This window comes from Candidatus Thiodictyon syntrophicum, assembly GCF_002813775.1.
Lineage (GTDB): Bacteria > Pseudomonadota > Gammaproteobacteria > Chromatiales > Chromatiaceae > Thiodictyon > Thiodictyon syntrophicum.
The window spans coordinates 5,392,968-5,408,494 of record NZ_CP020370.1; the positions used below are offsets into that span (position 1 = coordinate 5,392,968).

14 protein-coding genes and 1 pseudogene are annotated in these 15,527 nt (G+C 67.3%); 5 read left to right on the forward strand and 10 right to left on the reverse strand.

Annotation, left to right across the window (positions count from 1 at the left end):
* Positions 1-133: 133 nt before the first annotated feature.
* The 5 genes and pseudogenes from THSYN_RS22810 to tnpA all read right to left on the reverse strand — a co-directional run.
* Complete coding sequence (locus THSYN_RS22810; RefSeq protein ID WP_100921158.1) at positions 134-1,639, reverse strand: Ni/Fe hydrogenase subunit alpha; 1,506 nt, start codon at positions 1,637-1,639, stop codon at positions 134-136.
* Positions 1,640-1,826: 187 nt separating this feature from the next.
* Complete coding sequence (locus THSYN_RS22815; RefSeq protein WP_100921159.1) at positions 1,827-2,366, reverse strand: NADH-quinone oxidoreductase subunit B family protein; 540 nt, start codon at positions 2,364-2,366, stop codon at positions 1,827-1,829.
* A 1-nt stretch (position 2,367) separates the two neighbouring features.
* Complete coding sequence (locus tag THSYN_RS22820; RefSeq protein WP_100921160.1) at positions 2,368-3,087, reverse strand: 2Fe-2S iron-sulfur cluster-binding protein; 720 nt, start codon at positions 3,085-3,087, stop codon at positions 2,368-2,370.
* Positions 3,084-4,922: an NAD(P)H-dependent oxidoreductase subunit E gene (locus THSYN_RS22825; RefSeq protein WP_100921161.1), complete on the reverse strand. Its 1,839-nt coding sequence runs from the start codon at positions 4,920-4,922 to the stop codon at positions 3,084-3,086. Before THSYN_RS22825 ends, THSYN_RS22820 begins: the two co-directional genes overlap by 4 nt.
* Before the next feature lie 253 nt (positions 4,923-5,175).
* Positions 5,176-5,433 (reverse strand): annotated as a pseudogene (tnpA, locus tag THSYN_RS22830) (IS200/IS605 family transposase); the annotation flags it as partial.
* Between tnpA and THSYN_RS22835 the strand changes: the two are divergent.
* On the forward strand, positions 5,398-6,660 hold the full coding sequence (locus THSYN_RS22835; protein WP_236848656.1) for an RNA-guided endonuclease InsQ/TnpB family protein: 1,263 nt from the start codon (positions 5,398-5,400) through the stop codon (positions 6,658-6,660). The pseudogene tnpA and the gene THSYN_RS22835 sit on opposite strands and share 36 nt — an antisense overlap.
* A 145-nt stretch (positions 6,661-6,805) precedes the next feature.
* Positions 6,806-7,249: an Hsp20 family protein gene (locus tag THSYN_RS22840; protein ID WP_100921163.1), complete on the forward strand. Its 444-nt coding sequence runs from the start codon at positions 6,806-6,808 to the stop codon at positions 7,247-7,249.
* A gap of 235 nt (positions 7,250-7,484) precedes the next feature.
* On the opposite strand, the gene THSYN_RS22845 is transcribed toward THSYN_RS22840, so the two are convergent.
* The 4 genes from THSYN_RS22845 to THSYN_RS22860 form a co-directional block, all read right to left on the reverse strand.
* Entirely contained in the window at positions 7,485-8,042 is a 558-nt protein-coding gene (locus THSYN_RS22845; protein WP_100921164.1) for a YbhB/YbcL family Raf kinase inhibitor-like protein, read from the reverse strand.
* 335 nt (positions 8,043-8,377) lie between these two features.
* Complete coding sequence (locus THSYN_RS22850; protein ID WP_100921165.1) at positions 8,378-8,935, reverse strand: formylglycine-generating enzyme family protein; 558 nt, start codon at positions 8,933-8,935, stop codon at positions 8,378-8,380.
* Positions 8,865-9,410: a toll/interleukin-1 receptor domain-containing protein gene (locus THSYN_RS36120; protein WP_100921166.1), complete on the reverse strand. Its 546-nt coding sequence runs from the start codon at positions 9,408-9,410 to the stop codon at positions 8,865-8,867. Before THSYN_RS36120 ends, THSYN_RS22850 begins: the two co-directional genes overlap by 71 nt.
* A gap of 97 nt (positions 9,411-9,507) precedes the next feature.
* Positions 9,508-9,915 carry a HigA family addiction module antitoxin gene (locus tag THSYN_RS22860; protein ID WP_157817870.1) on the reverse strand — a complete coding sequence of 136 codons (408 nt, stop codon included), beginning with the start codon at positions 9,913-9,915 and terminating at the stop codon, positions 9,508-9,510.
* A gap of 145 nt (positions 9,916-10,060) precedes the next feature.
* Between THSYN_RS22860 and THSYN_RS22865 the strand changes: the two genes are divergently transcribed.
* Both THSYN_RS22865 and THSYN_RS22870 read left to right on the forward strand, forming a co-directional pair.
* Complete coding sequence (locus THSYN_RS22865; protein WP_100921167.1) at positions 10,061-11,335, forward strand: glutamate-5-semialdehyde dehydrogenase; 1,275 nt, start codon at positions 10,061-10,063, stop codon at positions 11,333-11,335.
* A 90-nt stretch (positions 11,336-11,425) separates the two neighbouring features.
* Positions 11,426-11,863 (forward strand): DUF29 domain-containing protein, encoded by a 438-nt coding sequence (locus tag THSYN_RS22870; protein ID WP_100921168.1) that lies wholly within the window; start codon positions 11,426-11,428, stop codon positions 11,861-11,863.
* A gap of 802 nt (positions 11,864-12,665) precedes the next feature.
* Here THSYN_RS22870 and THSYN_RS22875 read toward each other — a convergent pair.
* A complete protein-coding gene (locus THSYN_RS22875; RefSeq protein WP_100921169.1) occupies positions 12,666-13,247 on the reverse strand; it encodes a superoxide dismutase in 582 nt (193 codons plus the stop codon).
* A gap of 415 nt (positions 13,248-13,662) precedes the next feature.
* On the opposite strand from THSYN_RS22875, the gene THSYN_RS22880 reads away from it, so the two are divergent.
* Positions 13,663-15,453, forward strand: a complete 1,791-nt coding sequence (locus THSYN_RS22880) for an N-acetylglutaminylglutamine amidotransferase (protein WP_100921170.1) — start codon at positions 13,663-13,665, stop codon at positions 15,451-15,453.
* Positions 15,454-15,527 lie beyond the last annotated feature (74 nt).

Below are 15,527 nucleotides of genomic sequence, written 5' to 3' on the forward strand. Positions count from 1 at the left end.
CCCTTGCGGCAGCCCGTCGCGGCCTGGGGGCCGCTCCTACGCCGTAGGAGCGGCCCCCAGGCCGCGACGGATGCCCCCCTCGAGGTGGCCGGAGTTTCGATCAAGGCCCCTCGCGCGGGGTCTTGCACCGGGATCAATACTCGGCGACGAGGGCCGGTCGGTCCACTGAACCGTCCGGATGGCGGCGCAGGCGGTCCAGGGTGGTCCCGGCCGCGTCGCACAGTTCCAGGTCGAGCGGCATCCGGCCTACCGCGTGGGTGGCGCAGGACAGACAGGGGTCATAGGCGCGGATCGCCACCTCGATCTGGTTCAGGAGCGGCTCAGTCAGTTCCCGCCCGTCCAGGAACTCGCTCGCCACCTGGCGGATGGCCGTGTTCATGGCCTGGTTGTTGTTGGTGGTGGAGACGATCAGGTTCGCCTTGGTCACGAGGCCGTCGTCGTTGATCTCATAGTGGTGGAAGAGGGTGCCGCGGGGGGCCTCGACCACGCCGATGCCCTTGGCCCGCATCTGGCCATGCAGGCGCAGGTCGGTGCCTTGCAGGTCCGGGTCCTGGAGCAGTTCCCGGATTGCCTCGGCACAGTGCAGCAGTTCGATGAGGCGCGCCCAGTGGGTGGCCAGGGCCGCCTGCAGGGGCCGCCCCTCGCCGGCGGCGGCGAAGTCCTGGCGCTCCTGCTCGGCCAGCGGGGTGTGGAAGCAGTCACAGTTGTTGACCCGCGCGAGCGGCCCCACCCGATACCAGCCGCGTTCCGGCCCCAGTTGGGTCAGGAAGGGGAACTTCATGTAGCTCCAGTCCTTGATCTCCTCGTGGATCACCCGTTCATAGTCCTGGTAGTCGACCTGGTCGAGCAGGGTGTTGCCGTCCGGATCACGGGCGCGCAGACCGCCGTGGTAGAGTTCGTGGGCGCCGTCCGGGGCGATCAGGCCCAGGGTGTTGGCGTCGACCGCGCCGAAGCGGTAGTGGAAATCCGCGTTGCCGAGGACGATGCGCTTGATCAACTGGACCGCCCCTTCCGCCCACTCGAGGACCTGGCCGATGTCCTGCCGGAGGTAGTCGCGCTCTTGCAGGCTCACATTCTTGTTGACCCCGCCCGGCAGTGCCCCGGTGCCGTGCACGCGCTTGCCCGCCGTCACCCGGATCACCTCCTGACCGAACTTGCGCATCAGTACGCCCCGGGTGGCAATCTCCGGGTGGTCCTGGATCACACCCACGATATTGCGATGGGCCACCGGGTCGTCGAAGCCGAAGAGCAGGTCGGGGGACGCCAGGTGAAAAAAGTGCAGTGCGTGCGATTGCAGGGTCTGGCCCAGGTGCATCAGGCGCCGGACCTTCTCCGCGGTCGGGGTGAGTTGATCCACCCCGATGAGCTGATCGCACGCCTTGGCCGCCGCCAGGTGGTGACTCACCGGGCAGATGCCGCACAGACGCTGGACCAGCACCGGCAGCTCCCAATAGGGCCGCCCCTGGATGAACTTCTCGAAGCCGCGGAATTCGACGATATGCAGCCGCGCCTGGCGGATATGGTTGTCCTCATCGAGCAGCAGTGTGACCTTGCCGTGCCCCTCCACCCGGGTCACCGGCTCGATGCAGACGCGCCGCAGGTGCTCCGGATGGCGGGCGGTTTCGAGTGACATGGTCATGGTTTGGTCCTCAAGAAGGAGTATTGGCCGCAAATGAACGCAAATGGACGCAAATACTCGCAAGCAGTCGTCAGCGATTGCGCCGGAACGCCAGGCCGCCGCTGGTCGAGCGATGGGGCTTGGCACCCCATCGCTCCTTTCTTATTTGCGTCCATTGGCGTTCATTTGCGGCAAAATCTTCCGCTATTCAATCGTAATGGATCTGAGTATACGGGAACGCAATCGGCTGCCCCGCCAGGAGCTCGGTGAGGAAGGTCCAGAGGGTATCCGCGGAGGGCGGGCAGCCGGGCAGGAAGTAGTCGACCTTCACGACCTCATGGATGGGGTGGACCTGGTTGAGCAGCAGCGGGATCTCCGGGTCATTGGGGATGCCCGGGTTGTGCACCCCGACCCCGCCCACATAGGACTCCTCCAGACACTCCTTGAGGGTGAACTGGTTGCGCATGGCGGGGATGCCGCCGTTGACCGCACAGGCGCCGACCGCGACCAGGACCTTGCAGTGGCGCCGGAAATCCCGCAGGACCTCCACGTTCTCGGCGTTGGCGACGCCGCCCTCGATCAGCCCCAGGTCACACTCCCCGATGGTCTTGATATCGGTCAGCGGGGTCCGGTCGAAGCGTACCAGTTGCACGAGTTCAAGGATGCGCTCATCGATGTCGAGCAGCGACATGTGACAGCCGAAACAGCCGCACAGTGAGGTGGTCGCGACGCGGGGCTTGTCAGTCATCTCAATCGACCTCGTCCTCATGGGCACGCAAGTCGCCGACCTTGCTGATGGGTTCACGGTCATAGAGCCGCTCGCCGATGGGGCGCTCGAAGCCCTTGTGTTTGGGCAGGATGGCGCCGGTCGGACAGACATGGGCGGCGCGGTCGGCGGCGGCGAAGCACGAATCACCCAGGAGACCGCTCGGGGAGTCGATCACCAGATGACTCGCAAGCCCCCGCCCGCTGATGGCGAAGACACGCTTACCATCATGGTCGCGGCTGGCGCGCACGCACAGTTCGCACAGGATGCAGCGGCCGAAGTCGATGATGAAGTCCGGGTGCGAGGCATCCACCGGGCGGCGCGGGAAGAACGGCGGATAGTGCGGCGCGAGCATCCCGGTGTAATAGGCGACCGCCTGGAGTTGGCAATTGCCGCTGCGCTCGCATGCCGGGCAGATGTGGTTGCCCTCCGCGAACAGCATCTGCAGGACGGCGCGCCGGTTGGCCTGGACGGACTCGGAGGCGTTGTCCACCTCCATCCCCTCCATCACCCGCGTGGTGCAGGCGGACACCTGACGGCGCCCCACCCCCACCAGGCAGACCCGGCAACTGCCGTGGGGGGCATAGTCCGGATTGTGACAGAGGTGCGGGATATAGACCCCGGCCGCCTGGGCCGCCTCCATGATGGTCTGGCCGGGGACGAAGGCAAGCTCCTGACCGTCGAGCGTGAAGCTGTGGCTCATACCGCGGCCTCCTTGGTTTCGGACAGGTCCTCGGGGCTCGGGTCGGCAATGTGCGCGGCGGCATCGTCGCGGCCGGCCAGCGCCCGTGCCTCGGCCAAGGCCCCGTCCAGGTCGAAGGACGGGGTGTACTCGGCGCTGCGCAGGCGGCGACGATAGATGTCGGGAAACTTGTCCAGGGTGTTCAGGATATGGTTCGGGGCGGTGTTGCCCAGGCCGCAATAACTCGCCAGGCGCATCACGCCGCCGATCTGGCGCAGTTCGCCCAGGTCATGCTCGGACGCCTGCCCGGCGGCGACCTTCTCCACCAGGTTGCGCAGCAGGGCCCCGCCGACCCGGCAGGGGGTACAGAAGCCGCACGACTCGTGGGCGAAAAAGGCGGCAAAGTTCTGCACCATATCGAACATGTCGCGACTGTGGTCGAAGATCATGAAGGACCCAGCGGTCGACAGGTCCTCGAAGGCGATGATGCGGTCGAAGTCCGCCGGGGTCAGGGTGGTCCCGGAGGCACCGGAGATCTGCAACGCCTGGGTCCGCTCGGCCCCACAGTCGGTCAGGACCCGGTGCACCGGGGTCCCGAAGGGGTACTCGTAGATCCCGGGGCGGGCGCAATCGCCGCTCACCGAGAGGATCTTGCTCCCGGCGGACTGATCGGTCCCTTCGCCGCGGAACCAGTAGCCGCCCCACTGCACCACCCGGGCGGCGGCGAGGAAGGTCTCCACATTATTGACCACCGTCGGGCGGTCCTTATAACCGGCGATGACCGGGTAAGGCGCGCGCTTGCGGGTCACCCCGCGCCGCCCCTCCAGCGACTCGATCAGGGCCGTCTCCTCCCCGCAGATATAGGCCCCGGCCCCCAGGTGCACGGCGATCTCGAAGTCGAAGCCGGCCTTGCCCAGGATCGACCCGCCCAAGAGCCCCTCGACGCGGCGCCGCGCCAGGACCGACTCCAGGTGCGGCAGCAGATAGGCATACTCACCGCGCAGATAGATGAAGCCGCGGCGGGCCCCGACCACCGCGGCGCAGATGGTCATGCCCTCGATCACCAGGTCCGTGTAGCTGGTCAGGAGGACGCGATCCTTGAAGGTCCCGGGCTCGCCCTCGTCCGCGTTGCAGACGACATAGCGGTCCCCGTCCGGGGCCTCGCGACAGAACTTCCACTTGAGCGCCGTGGTGAAGCCCGCACCCCCGCGCCCGCGCAGCCCCGAGCGCTCCAGATCCGCGAGCGCCGGTTCCACCCCCAGGTCGATCAGCTTGCGCAGGCCGGCGCCGTCGGTGACTGGATTGCTCAGCAGTAGCCCGCGGCGGCGCAGATTGTCCTCCACGCGGAAATACTCGCCGGGCCAGCGCTCGAGCGGGACACCCTGCCCCACCAGGTCCGCGATGCGGTCGATCCGCTGCGGGGTCAGTGCCGTCACCGCCCGGCCGTCGACCAGGAGCGCCGGCCCCTGATCGCACATCCCGGTGCAGGAGGTCAGCCCCAGGGTGACACGCCCGTCCGCCCGAGTCGCGTCGGTGCCCATCCCCAACTGCTCCGCGAGCAGGCCCAGCAGGCGCTGGTTGCCGAGCATGCGGTCAGTGATGTTGTCGCTGAACAGGATGTCGAAGTCGCCCCGCGGGCGATCATGGAGAAAGGCATAGAAGGCGATGGCCGCGCGCACCTGGGTGCGCGTCACGTCCAGGGCCCCGGACAGGGCCTCCACCGCCGCCGGGGGGACCCACCCGAAGCGCTGCTGGACCGCGATCAGGTGCTGGAGCAGGTGCTCCGGCGCCCGCCCGCGCAGACCGAGCGAGTCGGTCACGAAGCCCTGGACGTCTGAGACTGAGGGTCCACCCATCGTTGCCTCCAACCTGTGGGATCTGTTGCAGCGCCTGATTATAAGCCTCAACTGATGTTTGCGGACCGGGCAGCGGTGACAAACGCCTCAATGCAAAGGGTTGCGTCGGACCGGGACGACTTCACATAATATTTTTCGCGACCCCTCTTGACATGCGGGGGCCAGAGATCTACTTTGCCGGTCTTGCGCAAAAAGCCCCTTCGTTCAGGGCGGGGATGGATAGCGCCGGACGGTGGACCCGTCCGACTGCCGTTTAGGTGGGAGTCTGTTGCTGTTCGATGTACTGGCGCACGATAGAAATCGGTGCGCCCCCACAGGAGGCGGCGAAGTAGGAGGGCGACCAGAGGACGCCCTTCCAGTAGCGCCGCTGGATGTCCGGGCGCTCTTGGCGTAGCAAGCGGCTGGACACGCCCTTGAGGCTGTTCACCAGGGCGGACACCGCCACCTTGGGCGGCTACTCGACCAGCAGGTGAACATGGTCGCTCTCGCCGTCCATCTCGACCAACACCGCCCTATGTTGCGTCTCCAAGCCTTCAAGTTCGAGCTGATGCCAGACGGCGGGCAGGCGCGCGATATGCGCCGCTTCGCGGGATCGTGCCGGTTCGTCTTCAACAAGGCCCTGGCGATGCAGCAGGAGCTGCACGCGGCCGACGAGAAAAAGCTCGGGTATGCCGGGCTCTGCAAGGCCCTCACCGAGTGGAAGGCCGACCCGGCTACGGCCTGGCTCTGCGACACCCCATCCCAAGCCCTGCAACAGACCCTCAAAGACCTGGAGCGAGCCTATACCAAGTTCTTCTCCAAGCGCGCCGACTTCCCACGGTTCAAGAAAAAGGGTCGGTCCGGCGACAGCTTCCGCTACCCCCAGGGCTACAAGCTCGACCAGGCCAACGGGCGCTTGTTCCTGCCTAAACTGGGTTGGATGCGCTACCGCAAGAGCCGCGATGTTCTCGGCACGGTGAAGAACGTCACCGTCAGCCAGTCGGGCGGCAAGTGGTTCGCGTCGATCCAGACCGAGCGCGAGGCCGAGATTCCGGTTCACCAGGGCGGAGCGGTCGGGATCGACATGGGCATTGTCCGCTTCGCCACCTTGAGCGACGGCGCGGTGTTCGAGCCCCTGAGCAGTTTCAAACGCCAAGAACAGGCGTTGGCGAAGGCGCAGCGCGCCATGAGCCGCAAGACCAAGTTCGGGAAGAACTGGAAGAAGGCGAAAGCCAAGGTCCAGCGCATCCATACCAAGATCGCCAACGCCCGGCGCGACTACCTGCACAAGACCACGACCACGATCAGCCAAAACCACGCGATGGTGTGCATCGAGGACTTGCAGGTTCGCAACATGTCGGCGTCGGCGGCCGGGACGGTCGAAGCGCCGGGCACCAACGTTCGGGCCAAGTCCGGCCTGAACAAAGCCGTTCTCGACCAGGGTTGGTTCGAGTTCCGTCGGCAACTGGACTACAAGACGGCGTGGAGCGGCGGGCACCTGGTCGCGGTGCCCCCACAGAACACCAGCCGGACCTGTCCGTGCTGCGGGCATATCGCCAAGGAGAACCGGCAGACTCAAGCCCGGTTCGCGTGCGTGGAATGCGGTTTCGAGGAAAACGCCGATTTGGTCGGCGCGATCAATGTTCTAAGGGCGGGACACGCCCGGTTAGCCTGCGGAGATACTTCGCTCATTGGAGCGTCGGCCCAGGAACCCGCCGAAGCGACTATTCGCGAGCAAGCTTTGCGCGTAGCGCCGTAGGAATCGCCGTCCTTCAGGTCGGCGAGGATGTCAAATAACGCGGGTGCTCAACCGAGGCCCGCGGGTTCAGCGGTTCGTAAGAACGCGCCAGACCATATTGCTCAACCTGAGGATATGACCATGACGAACACCCCTGCTCCGGTCCATGATCGGCTACGACCGGCTCTCCAATGCACTTGAGAGCGCCTATCGCACCGAGCCCGGCGGCTATCCGCCCTACAACGTCGAGGCGAGCGGCGAGAACGACTACCGCATCACCATGGCGGTTGCGGGCTTCGCGGAACAGGACCTGACCATCGAGGCCAAGGAGAACATCCTGACCGTCTCCGGTAATCGGACCGAAGACGAGGACCAACAGGGCACCCGGCTGCTCTACCGCGGGATCGCCAACCGCAGCTTCGAGCGCAAGTTCCAACTCGCGGACTATGTCCGGGTGGTGGATGCGCAACTCGCCAACGGGCTGCTCCACGTCGAACTGCGGCGCGAGATCCCGGAGGCCATGAAGCCGCGCAAGATCGAGATCCGCGCCGTCCAGGACCAGACCCGGGAGCCGCTGACCGCCCCCACCGAGTTGCGAGCCGCTGCCTGATCGGGGCGGCCAACCCTAGGGATGGGTAATACGAAGGCCGGGCGCAAGCCCGGCCTTTTTGCGTCGTGGTATTGCCCCCGCTGATGCCTCACTGCCATTTGAGTTAAGCCGCAACGGCTACTGGGAGCGCCGCACCCCAGTGCGGCGCGGCCTCTGGTCAATCCGCACCGCCGGGGTTATCCGCAAGATCGCGCCGCACTGGGGTGCGGCGCTCCCAGGCCGGTTGAGCCGTCCCTTACTGCTCGCGACCGTAAAGCCCGGTCAGGCTCGCCTTGCCCAGACTGTGGCTGTTGACCAGATAGCCGACCAGCGCCGCGCTGGCCCCCGGCGGAACCTCGAGCTTAGGCACATCGAGCGCGTGCAGGGTGAAGTTGTACCGATGGGGTTTAGCCCCGACCGGCGGACAGGGGCCGCCCCAGCCCGCACTGCCGAAATCGGTCGTGATCTGACGCGCGCCCGCGACCATCTTTGAACCATCACTGGCCCCGGCACCGAGGGGCAGCGCATCGACCGTTGCCGGGATGTCGATCAGCACCCAGTGCCACCAGCCAGCCCCCCCGGTCGGGGCGTCCGGGTCATGCACCAGGAGCGCGAAGCCCTTGGTGCCCGTCGGCGGGTCCTGCCAGTTCAGGGCCGGTGACACATTATCGCCGGTGCACCCGAAGCCGTTGTAGACCTGCGCCTTAGCAATCGTGGCATTGGGCGCGATCTGCGGACTGGTCAGCGTAAAGGTGCCGGCGTCGGCACCTGACGCGGCGGCCAGCAGGCTCAGCAGGAGCGGAATCTTGCGCATGATGAATCTCCGTTGTCGTGACGAGAGGGGTGGACGCGGCAAACCGACGAGATTGTACGCTGTGGGAACGGCTTCAGCCGCGACGAGGCCGCGGCAGTTTGCGCCGTCCGCAAGAAGACCGGAGGTCGAGGCTTCAGCCGGTCGACAGCGGAGACACTCAGCGGCCCTGGTCCGGCTAGCGGCCATGAGGGCTCGTCCGTCACCCCGTAACATGAAAGCTTGTAGGGTGGGCAAAGCGCAGCGTGCCCATCCCCCAGACCGCGACGCGCCCCGGATGGGCACGCCCGAGCGACGCCACGACAGGTCCGGACCGTCGCGCGCGGGCTTTGCCCATCCTACGGCCCGACCTGGGAGCGCCGCACCCCAGTGCGGCACGATCTCGCAGACAACCCCGCCGGTGTGAGTTGAGCAGAGGCCGCGCCGCACTGGGGTGCGGCGCTCCCAGTAACCGTTGCGGCTTGACTTAGCGGCAGTGACGCGCCGGCGTGGGAACGAGAAGAATGGTTCCCGCGTGGCAGCAGGGGGCGGCGGTGCCCGGCTGGAAACCGCCCCGGCTCCGCCCGGGGCCTTTCCAGCCAGGCCCCGCCACCCATGCCTGCTTGCCGGATTGCGCTCCGCGCTAGCGGCCCCGGCCGGGCGGGGAAGCCCCTCGGGACAGCCGCAAGCCGATGTCGTCCGGCGCGGGCGGCATATTCCCATTCGGCCTCGCTGGGCAGGCGATAGGGCTGGCCGGTCTGCCCGGCAAGCCAGGCGGCATAGGCGCTCGCGTTGACCCAGGAGACATCGATCACCGGCCGATCGCCGCGCCCCCAACCCCGGTCGTCAGGCTTCCTGCGGCCGGTCGCCTCGGCAAAACGGTCGTATTGCGCGAAGCTCGCCTCGGTTCGACCCATGGCAAAGGCGCCCACAAGACGGAATGCCGGGGACCCTCGCCATCCCAGCGCCAGGTTCTCCCGGCGGACTGCCCATCTGAAAACACCCGGCCGGCAGGGCGATCATCTCCGGCGCCTGGCCGCCGATCTTCATGTGCTTGGCGAGGAAGAGCGGCAACTCGGGCGCCGCGGGGGCGTCGGCCAACAGGACCGGAATCACCGGGCGTCCGTCCTTCACTGCCAGGCTGAGGGCGGCGCGCATCTCCTTCTGCTCCCAAGGCCCCAGCCCGTCCGCCCCGACCAGGACGGCGACGCTGCGCGCGGCGCGGATACCGGACTCCAGGAGCGGCTGCCAGGGCAAGCCCGGCCGCAATTGCTCCTCGTCCAGCCAGACGGTCAGACCGCGGTCGCGCAGTTGCGCCGCCAGCGCCCGCACCGCGGGCTGGGCCCGGCTGTTGTGGCTCAAGAAGCAGTCGAAGGTCTCGCCGTCGGGCATGTCCCAAGTCCGAGTTGCCGCGCAACCCGCGCGCGCCTGGTGAGGGTGGCGGGATTATGCCATGGATAACGAGGGGATTGGCGGGCGCGGAGCCGGCTCATGCAGCGCGGGGCCGGACGCACTCCGCAATCGACTCTCCCAGTGTCCGTTCGGCGACCGCCAGCTCATAGCTCAATTGCAGATTCATCCAGAACCGGGCCGAAGTGCCGAAATAGCGGGCAAGGCGTAGCGCGGTGTCCGCGCTGACCGAGCGCTGGCCGTTGAGGACCTCGGTGACACGGTTCGGCGGCACGTCCAGGGCACGCGCCAGCGCGTTGGCTGACAGGCCCAATTCATCGAGTTCGTCGCGCAGCACCTCGCCCGGGTGGATGGGCGGGAGGACCAGGAGCGGCGGATCTTCAGTGATAGTCGGTGATCTCGACATTGCTGGCATCTCCCTCGTCAAAGGTGAAACAAATCCGCCACTGATCATAGCAGCCCGCGAATTCAAGCGCTCCCTCCTCATCACGCGCAGTCGGACCGGGACGACGACTGACGAGGCACGGGCAAAACGCCTGTCCGACTGCTATGCTCCCCGGCCAAGATCCCGCGGGGTCGGCGCCGCCTGCGCCCCCCACGGCACGGCATCTTTGCAGCCCCGGAACGCCACCATGACCCAGCCCCCGATCACCGACATCCCGGCCTACATGGCAGACCTGGGCCGCCGCGCCCGCACCGCCGCCCGCGCCCTGGCCCGCGCCGCCACCCTCGACAAGGACGCGGCCCTCATCGCCATCGCGCAGCACATCGAGCGCGAGCGGGCGGTGATCGCCACCGCCAACCGCGCGGACCTGGACGCCGGGGCGGCCAAGGGCCTGGACGCGGCCATGCTGGACCGCCTGGAACTCACCCCCGGGCGCATCGACGCCATGCTGGAGGGGCTGCGCCAGATCGCCGCCCTGCCCGACCCCATCGGCGCCATCACCGACCTCAACTACCGCCCCTCCGGCATCCAGGTGGGGCGGATGCGGGTGCCGCTGGGGGTCGTCGGCATCATCTACGAGTCGCGCCCCAACGTCACCGCCGACGCCGCCGGGCTTTGTCTCAAATCCGGCAACGCCACGGTGCTGCGCGGCGGCTCCGAGTCGCTCGCCTCCAACCAGGCCATCGCCGCCTGCATCCGCGCCGGCCTGACGCAAGCCGGGCTGCCGGCCGATGGGGTCCAGGTGGTCGCCACCACCGACCGCGCCGCGGTCGGGTCCATGATCGCCATGCCGGAGTTCATCGACGTCATCATCCCGCGCGGCGGCAAGGGGCTGATCGAGCGCATCAGCCGGGACGCGCGGGTACCGGTGATCAAGCACTTAGACGGCATCTGTCACGTGTACCTGGACGCCGCCGCGGACCCGGATCAGGCCCTGCGCATCGTCATGAACGCCAAGACCCAGCGCTACGGCACCTGCAACACCCTGGAGACCCTGCTGGTCGACGCACCCGTGGCCGCAACCCTGCTGCCGCCCATCGCCGCCGCCCTGGCCGCCCAGGGCGTGGAACTGCGCGGCTGCCCCCGCACTCTCGATCTGGTCCCCTACGCCCTGCCGGCCACCGACGAGGACTGGGACACCGAGTACCTGGCCCCCATCCTCTCCATCCGGATCCTGGACGGACTGGACGCCGCCATGGACCACATCGCCCGCCACGGCTCGGCCCACACCGACGCCATCGTCACCCAGGACTATGGCCGCGCCCGCCGCTTCCTGCGCGAGGTCGACTCAAGCTCCGTCATGGTCAACGCCAGCACCCGCTTCGCCGACGGCTTCGAGTACGGCTTAGGCGCCGAGATCGGCATCAGCACCGACAAGTTCCACGCCCGCGGGCCGGTGGGCCTGGAGGGGCTGACCTCGCTCAAGTTCGTGGTGCTGGGTGATGGGCAGGTGCGCGCCTGACCCTGCCGGAGTCCAAGGCTTCAGCCTTGGCGCCCCCCTCCAAGGCTGAAGCCTTGGACTCCGGTTCAGATCATTCGTACGAGGACGGCCATGGCCACTCATCGTTATGAACAAGACATCGTCGCCTGGGCCGATGAACAGGCGCGGCTGCTGCGTGCCGGCGACTTTACTCTGCTGGACCTGGAGCACATTGCAGAGGAGATCGAGGACGTGGGCAAGAGCGAGCGGCGCGAATTAAAGAGCAGGATGGCCGTGCTCCTGGCCCATCTCCTGAAGTGGCAATATCAGCCCGAGCGCCGCGGCAATAGCCGGCGGCGCACGATCAGGATCCAGCGCCGCAGCGTCATCCGTTGTCTTGCCGAAACGCTCAGTTTGAAGGCCGACTTGCGGGATGCCGGATGGTGGGAACAGGCCTGGGACGATGCCATCAGCAACGTGCTGAAAGAGGTCGAGATCGACGACTTGCCCGAAACCTGTCCCTGGTCGATGGACGACATTCTGAATGATGAGTTTTGGCCTGAGCCGTAGGATGGGCAGAGCGGGAGCGATGCCCATCATCCCGGGTCGCGGCGGCGGCCTTGATCATCATCCCGGCCACTGGGAGCGCCGCACCCCAGTGCGGTGCGATCCTCCCGGCGGGACGGGGCATTCGCCCCGTCCCGAACGTTTTGAAACTGCGGAAGATTCGCGGAATCAACCGCCTGACGCGGCCTCCGAAACGTCTCGGGCGGGGCGAATTCCCCGTCCGGCCCAGGGACGACAGTCCCTCGTGGGAGCGGCTTCAGCCGCGATGCGAGGCCGCGATAACCTGCGACATGGCGGCGGCTTGCGAGGGCTCGTCGCGGCTGAAGCCGCTCCCACAGCGCCGCTGCGCGACCTTCACGGCAAAGCCTCAGGCCCCGGGCGGATCAGGCCCAAACCGGAGATCGAGGCTTCAGGTCGTAGCCTGGATGGAGCGCAGCGGAATCCAGGTCCCCTCGGCAACCCGCTGATTCATCGCCTACCTGCGAGGCCGCACCCGGATTCCGCTGCGCTCCATCCGGGCTACGGGGAGGTCGCGGCGAATACTTGCCCAGTCTCGAATGCCCCGTCCGGCCCAGGGGACGAAAATCCCCCGCGGTAGCGGCTTCCTTCAGCCGCGATGCGAGGCCGCGGTAACCTGCGACATGGCGGCGGCTTGCGAGGGCTCGTCGCGGCTGAAGCCGCTCCCACAGCGGCGCCGCGCAACCTTTACAGCGAAGCCTCAGGGCCTTGGCTGATCAGGCCGAAACCGGAGGTCGAGGCGTCAGCCGGACGGCGGCGCCGGGCCGGGGCCCGGCGCCCCCGCGCATCAGCCCCCGAAATTCGCCGCCACGAATCCCCAGTTGATCTTGTCCCAGATGGTTTCCAGGTACTTGGGACGGGCGTTGCGGTAGTCGATATAGTAGGCGTGCTCCCAGACATCGACCGTCAGCAGGGGCTTCTTGCCGGAGGTCAGGGGGCAGCCGGCATTGGCGGTGTTGAAGATCTCAAGCGAGCCGTCGGCGTTCTTCACGAGCCAGGTCCAGCCGGAGCCGAAGTTGGTGACGGCGGACTGGGTGAAGGCCTTCTTGAAGTCCTCGAAGGAGCCGAACTTGGCGTCGATGGCGGCGGCCAGGGCGCCGGTGGGTGCGCCGCCGCCGGTGGGGCTCAGGCAGTTCCAGTAAAAGGTATGATTCCAGACCTGGGCGGCATTGTTGAAGACCCCGCCGGAGGACTTCAGGATGATGTCTTCCAGGGACAGTGACTCGAACTCGGTGCCCGGGATCAGGTTGTTGAGGTTGGTGACATAGGCCTGGTGGTGCTTGCCGTAGTGATAGTCGATGGTCTCGGCGGAGATCACGGGGGCAAGGGCGTCCTTCGCGTAGGGCAGTGCGGGCAGTTGGTGTGCCATGGTCGGAGTGCTCCGGGTGCTGAGGGTTGGGATTGGTGCGGGGTCCAGGCCCGGGGCGGCGGTCTGCGCCGCCGCCCCGGTGCCTGAGGAAAGCGATCAAGGGGGCCTTAAAGCCGTGCACCCGAGCTAGGGTCTTGGCGGGGGCTTTGCAACCTTGGCCGCGCCCGCGGGCACCAGGGATCAGGTCAACCCGGAAAAAGCAGTTTAGCCGCAAATGAACGCAAATTAACGCAAATTAACGCAAATTAACGCAAATAATCAAAGCCTTGGATTTTTCTGCCAGGTCGACGCCCGGGACGATGCCAACCAGCAGATTTATTTGCGCTTATTTGCGTTCATTTGCGGCCAAACACTCTTCTTAGGGTAGGTTATTGCGGCCGCCGGGCAAGCCCCGGCGGCCGCGGGAGCAGGGGCTATGTGCGGTATCTGTGGTGAACTGCGTCTCGACGGCGCCCCGGCGGACCTCGCGGTGATCGCGTCCATGATGGGGCGGTTGACCCGCCGCGGGCCGGACCATGGCGGGAGCTACAGCGACGGCGCCCTGGGATTCGGCCACCGGCGGCTCGCGGTCATCGATCTCTCGGTGCGCTCCAATCAGCCCATGGTCGACGCGGAACTGGGCTTGGCCCTGGTCTTCAACGGGACCATCTACAACTACCGGGACCTGCGTCGGGAACTCGAGGCCAAGGGCTACCGCTTCTTCTCCGACGGCGACACCGAGGTCATCCTCAAGGCCTGGCACGCCTGGGGCGAGCGCTGCCCGGAGCGCCTGCACGGCATGTTCGCCTTCGCCCTCTGGGACGCCAATCAGCGCGTGCTGTTCCTCGCCCGTGACCGCTTCGGCATCAAGCCGCTGTACTGGTCGCGGCAGGGCCCGAGCTTCCGGTTCGCCTCGACCACCCAGGCCCTGCTGGCGGCGGGCGGGGTGGACACCAGCATCGACCCCATCGCCCTGCACCACCTCTTCACCCTGCACGCCGTGGTGCCGGCCCCGCGCACCATCCTGCAGGGCGTGCGCAAGCTGGCCCCGGCGCACTGGCTGCGGCTGGACGCCGACGGCGGCGAGGTCGAAGAGGCCTATTGGAGTCTGGATGCGACGCGCCCGGACCCGCTGCCGAGCGAGGCCGACTGGCTCGCCGGCATCCATGAGCGCCTGCGCCTGGCGGTGAAGCGGCGCAGCGAGGTGGCGGACGTGCCGGTGGGGGTACTGCTCTCGGGCGGCCTGGACTCCAGCCTCCTGGTCGCCCTGCTGGCGGAGGCCGGGGTGGCGGATCTGCGAACCTTCTCGGTGGGCTTCGAGGACACCCCGGAGGAGGCGGGCAGCGAGTTCGAGTACTCGGACCTGGTGGTGGCCCGCTACGGCACCCGTCACCGCAAGTTCCGGGTCCCCAACGATCAGGTCTTGAAGCGCCTGCCCGAGGCCATCGACGCCATGACCGAGCCCATGTTCGGCCAGGACGCGGTCGCCTTCTATCTGTTATCCGAACAGGTCTCGCGCGAGGTCAAGGTGGTCCAGTCCGGCCAGGGGGCGGATGAGGTCTTCGGCGGCTATTTCTGGTACCCGCGCATCGACGCCGAGCCGTCCGGCTCGCGCCTCGCGCGCCTGGCGAAGCACTATTTCGACCGCGACCACGCGGAATACCTGCGCATGGTCCAGCCGGCCTACGCCGGAGCGGACCCGACCTCACCGCTGCTGGAGGCGCTGCTGGAGGCCCCGGGGGCGGACGAGGTGATGGACGCCATCCTGCGGCTCGATGTCACCACCCTGATCGTCGATGACCCGGTCAAGCGCGTCGACAACATGACCATGGCCTGGGGCCTGGAGGCGCGGGTGCCCTTCCTGGACCACGAACTGGTGGAACTGGCAGCGCGCTGCCCCCCGGCGCTCAAGCTGCGCGAGGGCGGCAAGTACCCCCTGAAGGCCATGGCCCGCGGCCTGTTGCCGGACGCCGTGATCGACCGCCCCAAGGGCTATTTCCCAATGCCGGCACTGAAATATGTCCGCGGCCCCTTCCTGGACCTGATGCGCGACGCCCTGACCGCGCGCGCCGGACGCGAGCGCGGGCTCTACCGGCCGGAGTATCTGGACATGCTGCTCGCCGCCCCGGACCTGCACCACACCCGCATCCAGGGCAACAAGCTCTGGCATTTAGCGCTGCTGGAGCTGTGGATGCAGCGCAATGTGGATGGGGCCGTGACCGGCTGAAGCCTCGACCTCCGGTTGCTCTGGCATCCCAACCGGAGGCCGACGCTTCAGCGGGCGGCGGGCCGCGAAACGGC

Coding starts and splice junctions, on each gene's coding strand:
- THSYN_RS22835 (WP_236848656.1), top strand. CDS start 5,398: ATGGTCGCTCTCGCCGTCCATCTCGACCAACACCGCCCTATGTTGCGT.
- THSYN_RS22880 (WP_100921170.1), top strand. CDS start 13,663: ATGTGCGGTATCTGTGGTGAACTGCGTCTCGACGGCGCCCCGGCGGAC.
- THSYN_RS22845 (WP_100921164.1), bottom strand. CDS start 8,042: ATGCGCAAGATTCCGCTCCTGCTGAGCCTGCTGGCCGCCGCGTCAGGT.
- THSYN_RS22865 (WP_100921167.1), top strand. CDS start 10,061: ATGACCCAGCCCCCGATCACCGACATCCCGGCCTACATGGCAGACCTG.
- THSYN_RS36120 (WP_100921166.1), bottom strand. CDS start 9,410: ATGCCCGACGGCGAGACCTTCGACTGCTTCTTGAGCCACAACAGCCGG.
- THSYN_RS22860 (WP_157817870.1), bottom strand. CDS start 9,915: ATGAGGAGGGAGCGCTTGAATTCGCGGGCTGCTATGATCAGTGGCGGA.
- THSYN_RS22875 (WP_100921169.1), bottom strand. CDS start 13,247: ATGGCACACCAACTGCCCGCACTGCCCTACGCGAAGGACGCCCTTGCC.
- THSYN_RS22825 (WP_100921161.1), bottom strand. CDS start 4,922: ATGGGTGGACCCTCAGTCTCAGACGTCCAGGGCTTCGTGACCGACTCG.
- THSYN_RS22850 (WP_100921165.1), bottom strand. CDS start 8,935: ATGGGTCGAACCGAGGCGAGCTTCGCGCAATACGACCGTTTTGCCGAG.
- THSYN_RS22810 (WP_100921158.1), bottom strand. CDS start 1,639: ATGACCATGTCACTCGAAACCGCCCGCCATCCGGAGCACCTGCGGCGC.
- THSYN_RS22820 (WP_100921160.1), bottom strand. CDS start 3,087: ATGAGCCACAGCTTCACGCTCGACGGTCAGGAGCTTGCCTTCGTCCCC.
- THSYN_RS22815 (WP_100921159.1), bottom strand. CDS start 2,366: ATGACTGACAAGCCCCGCGTCGCGACCACCTCACTGTGCGGCTGTTTC.
- THSYN_RS22840 (WP_100921163.1), top strand. CDS start 6,806: ATGATCGGCTACGACCGGCTCTCCAATGCACTTGAGAGCGCCTATCGC.
- THSYN_RS22870 (WP_100921168.1), top strand. CDS start 11,426: ATGGCCACTCATCGTTATGAACAAGACATCGTCGCCTGGGCCGATGAA.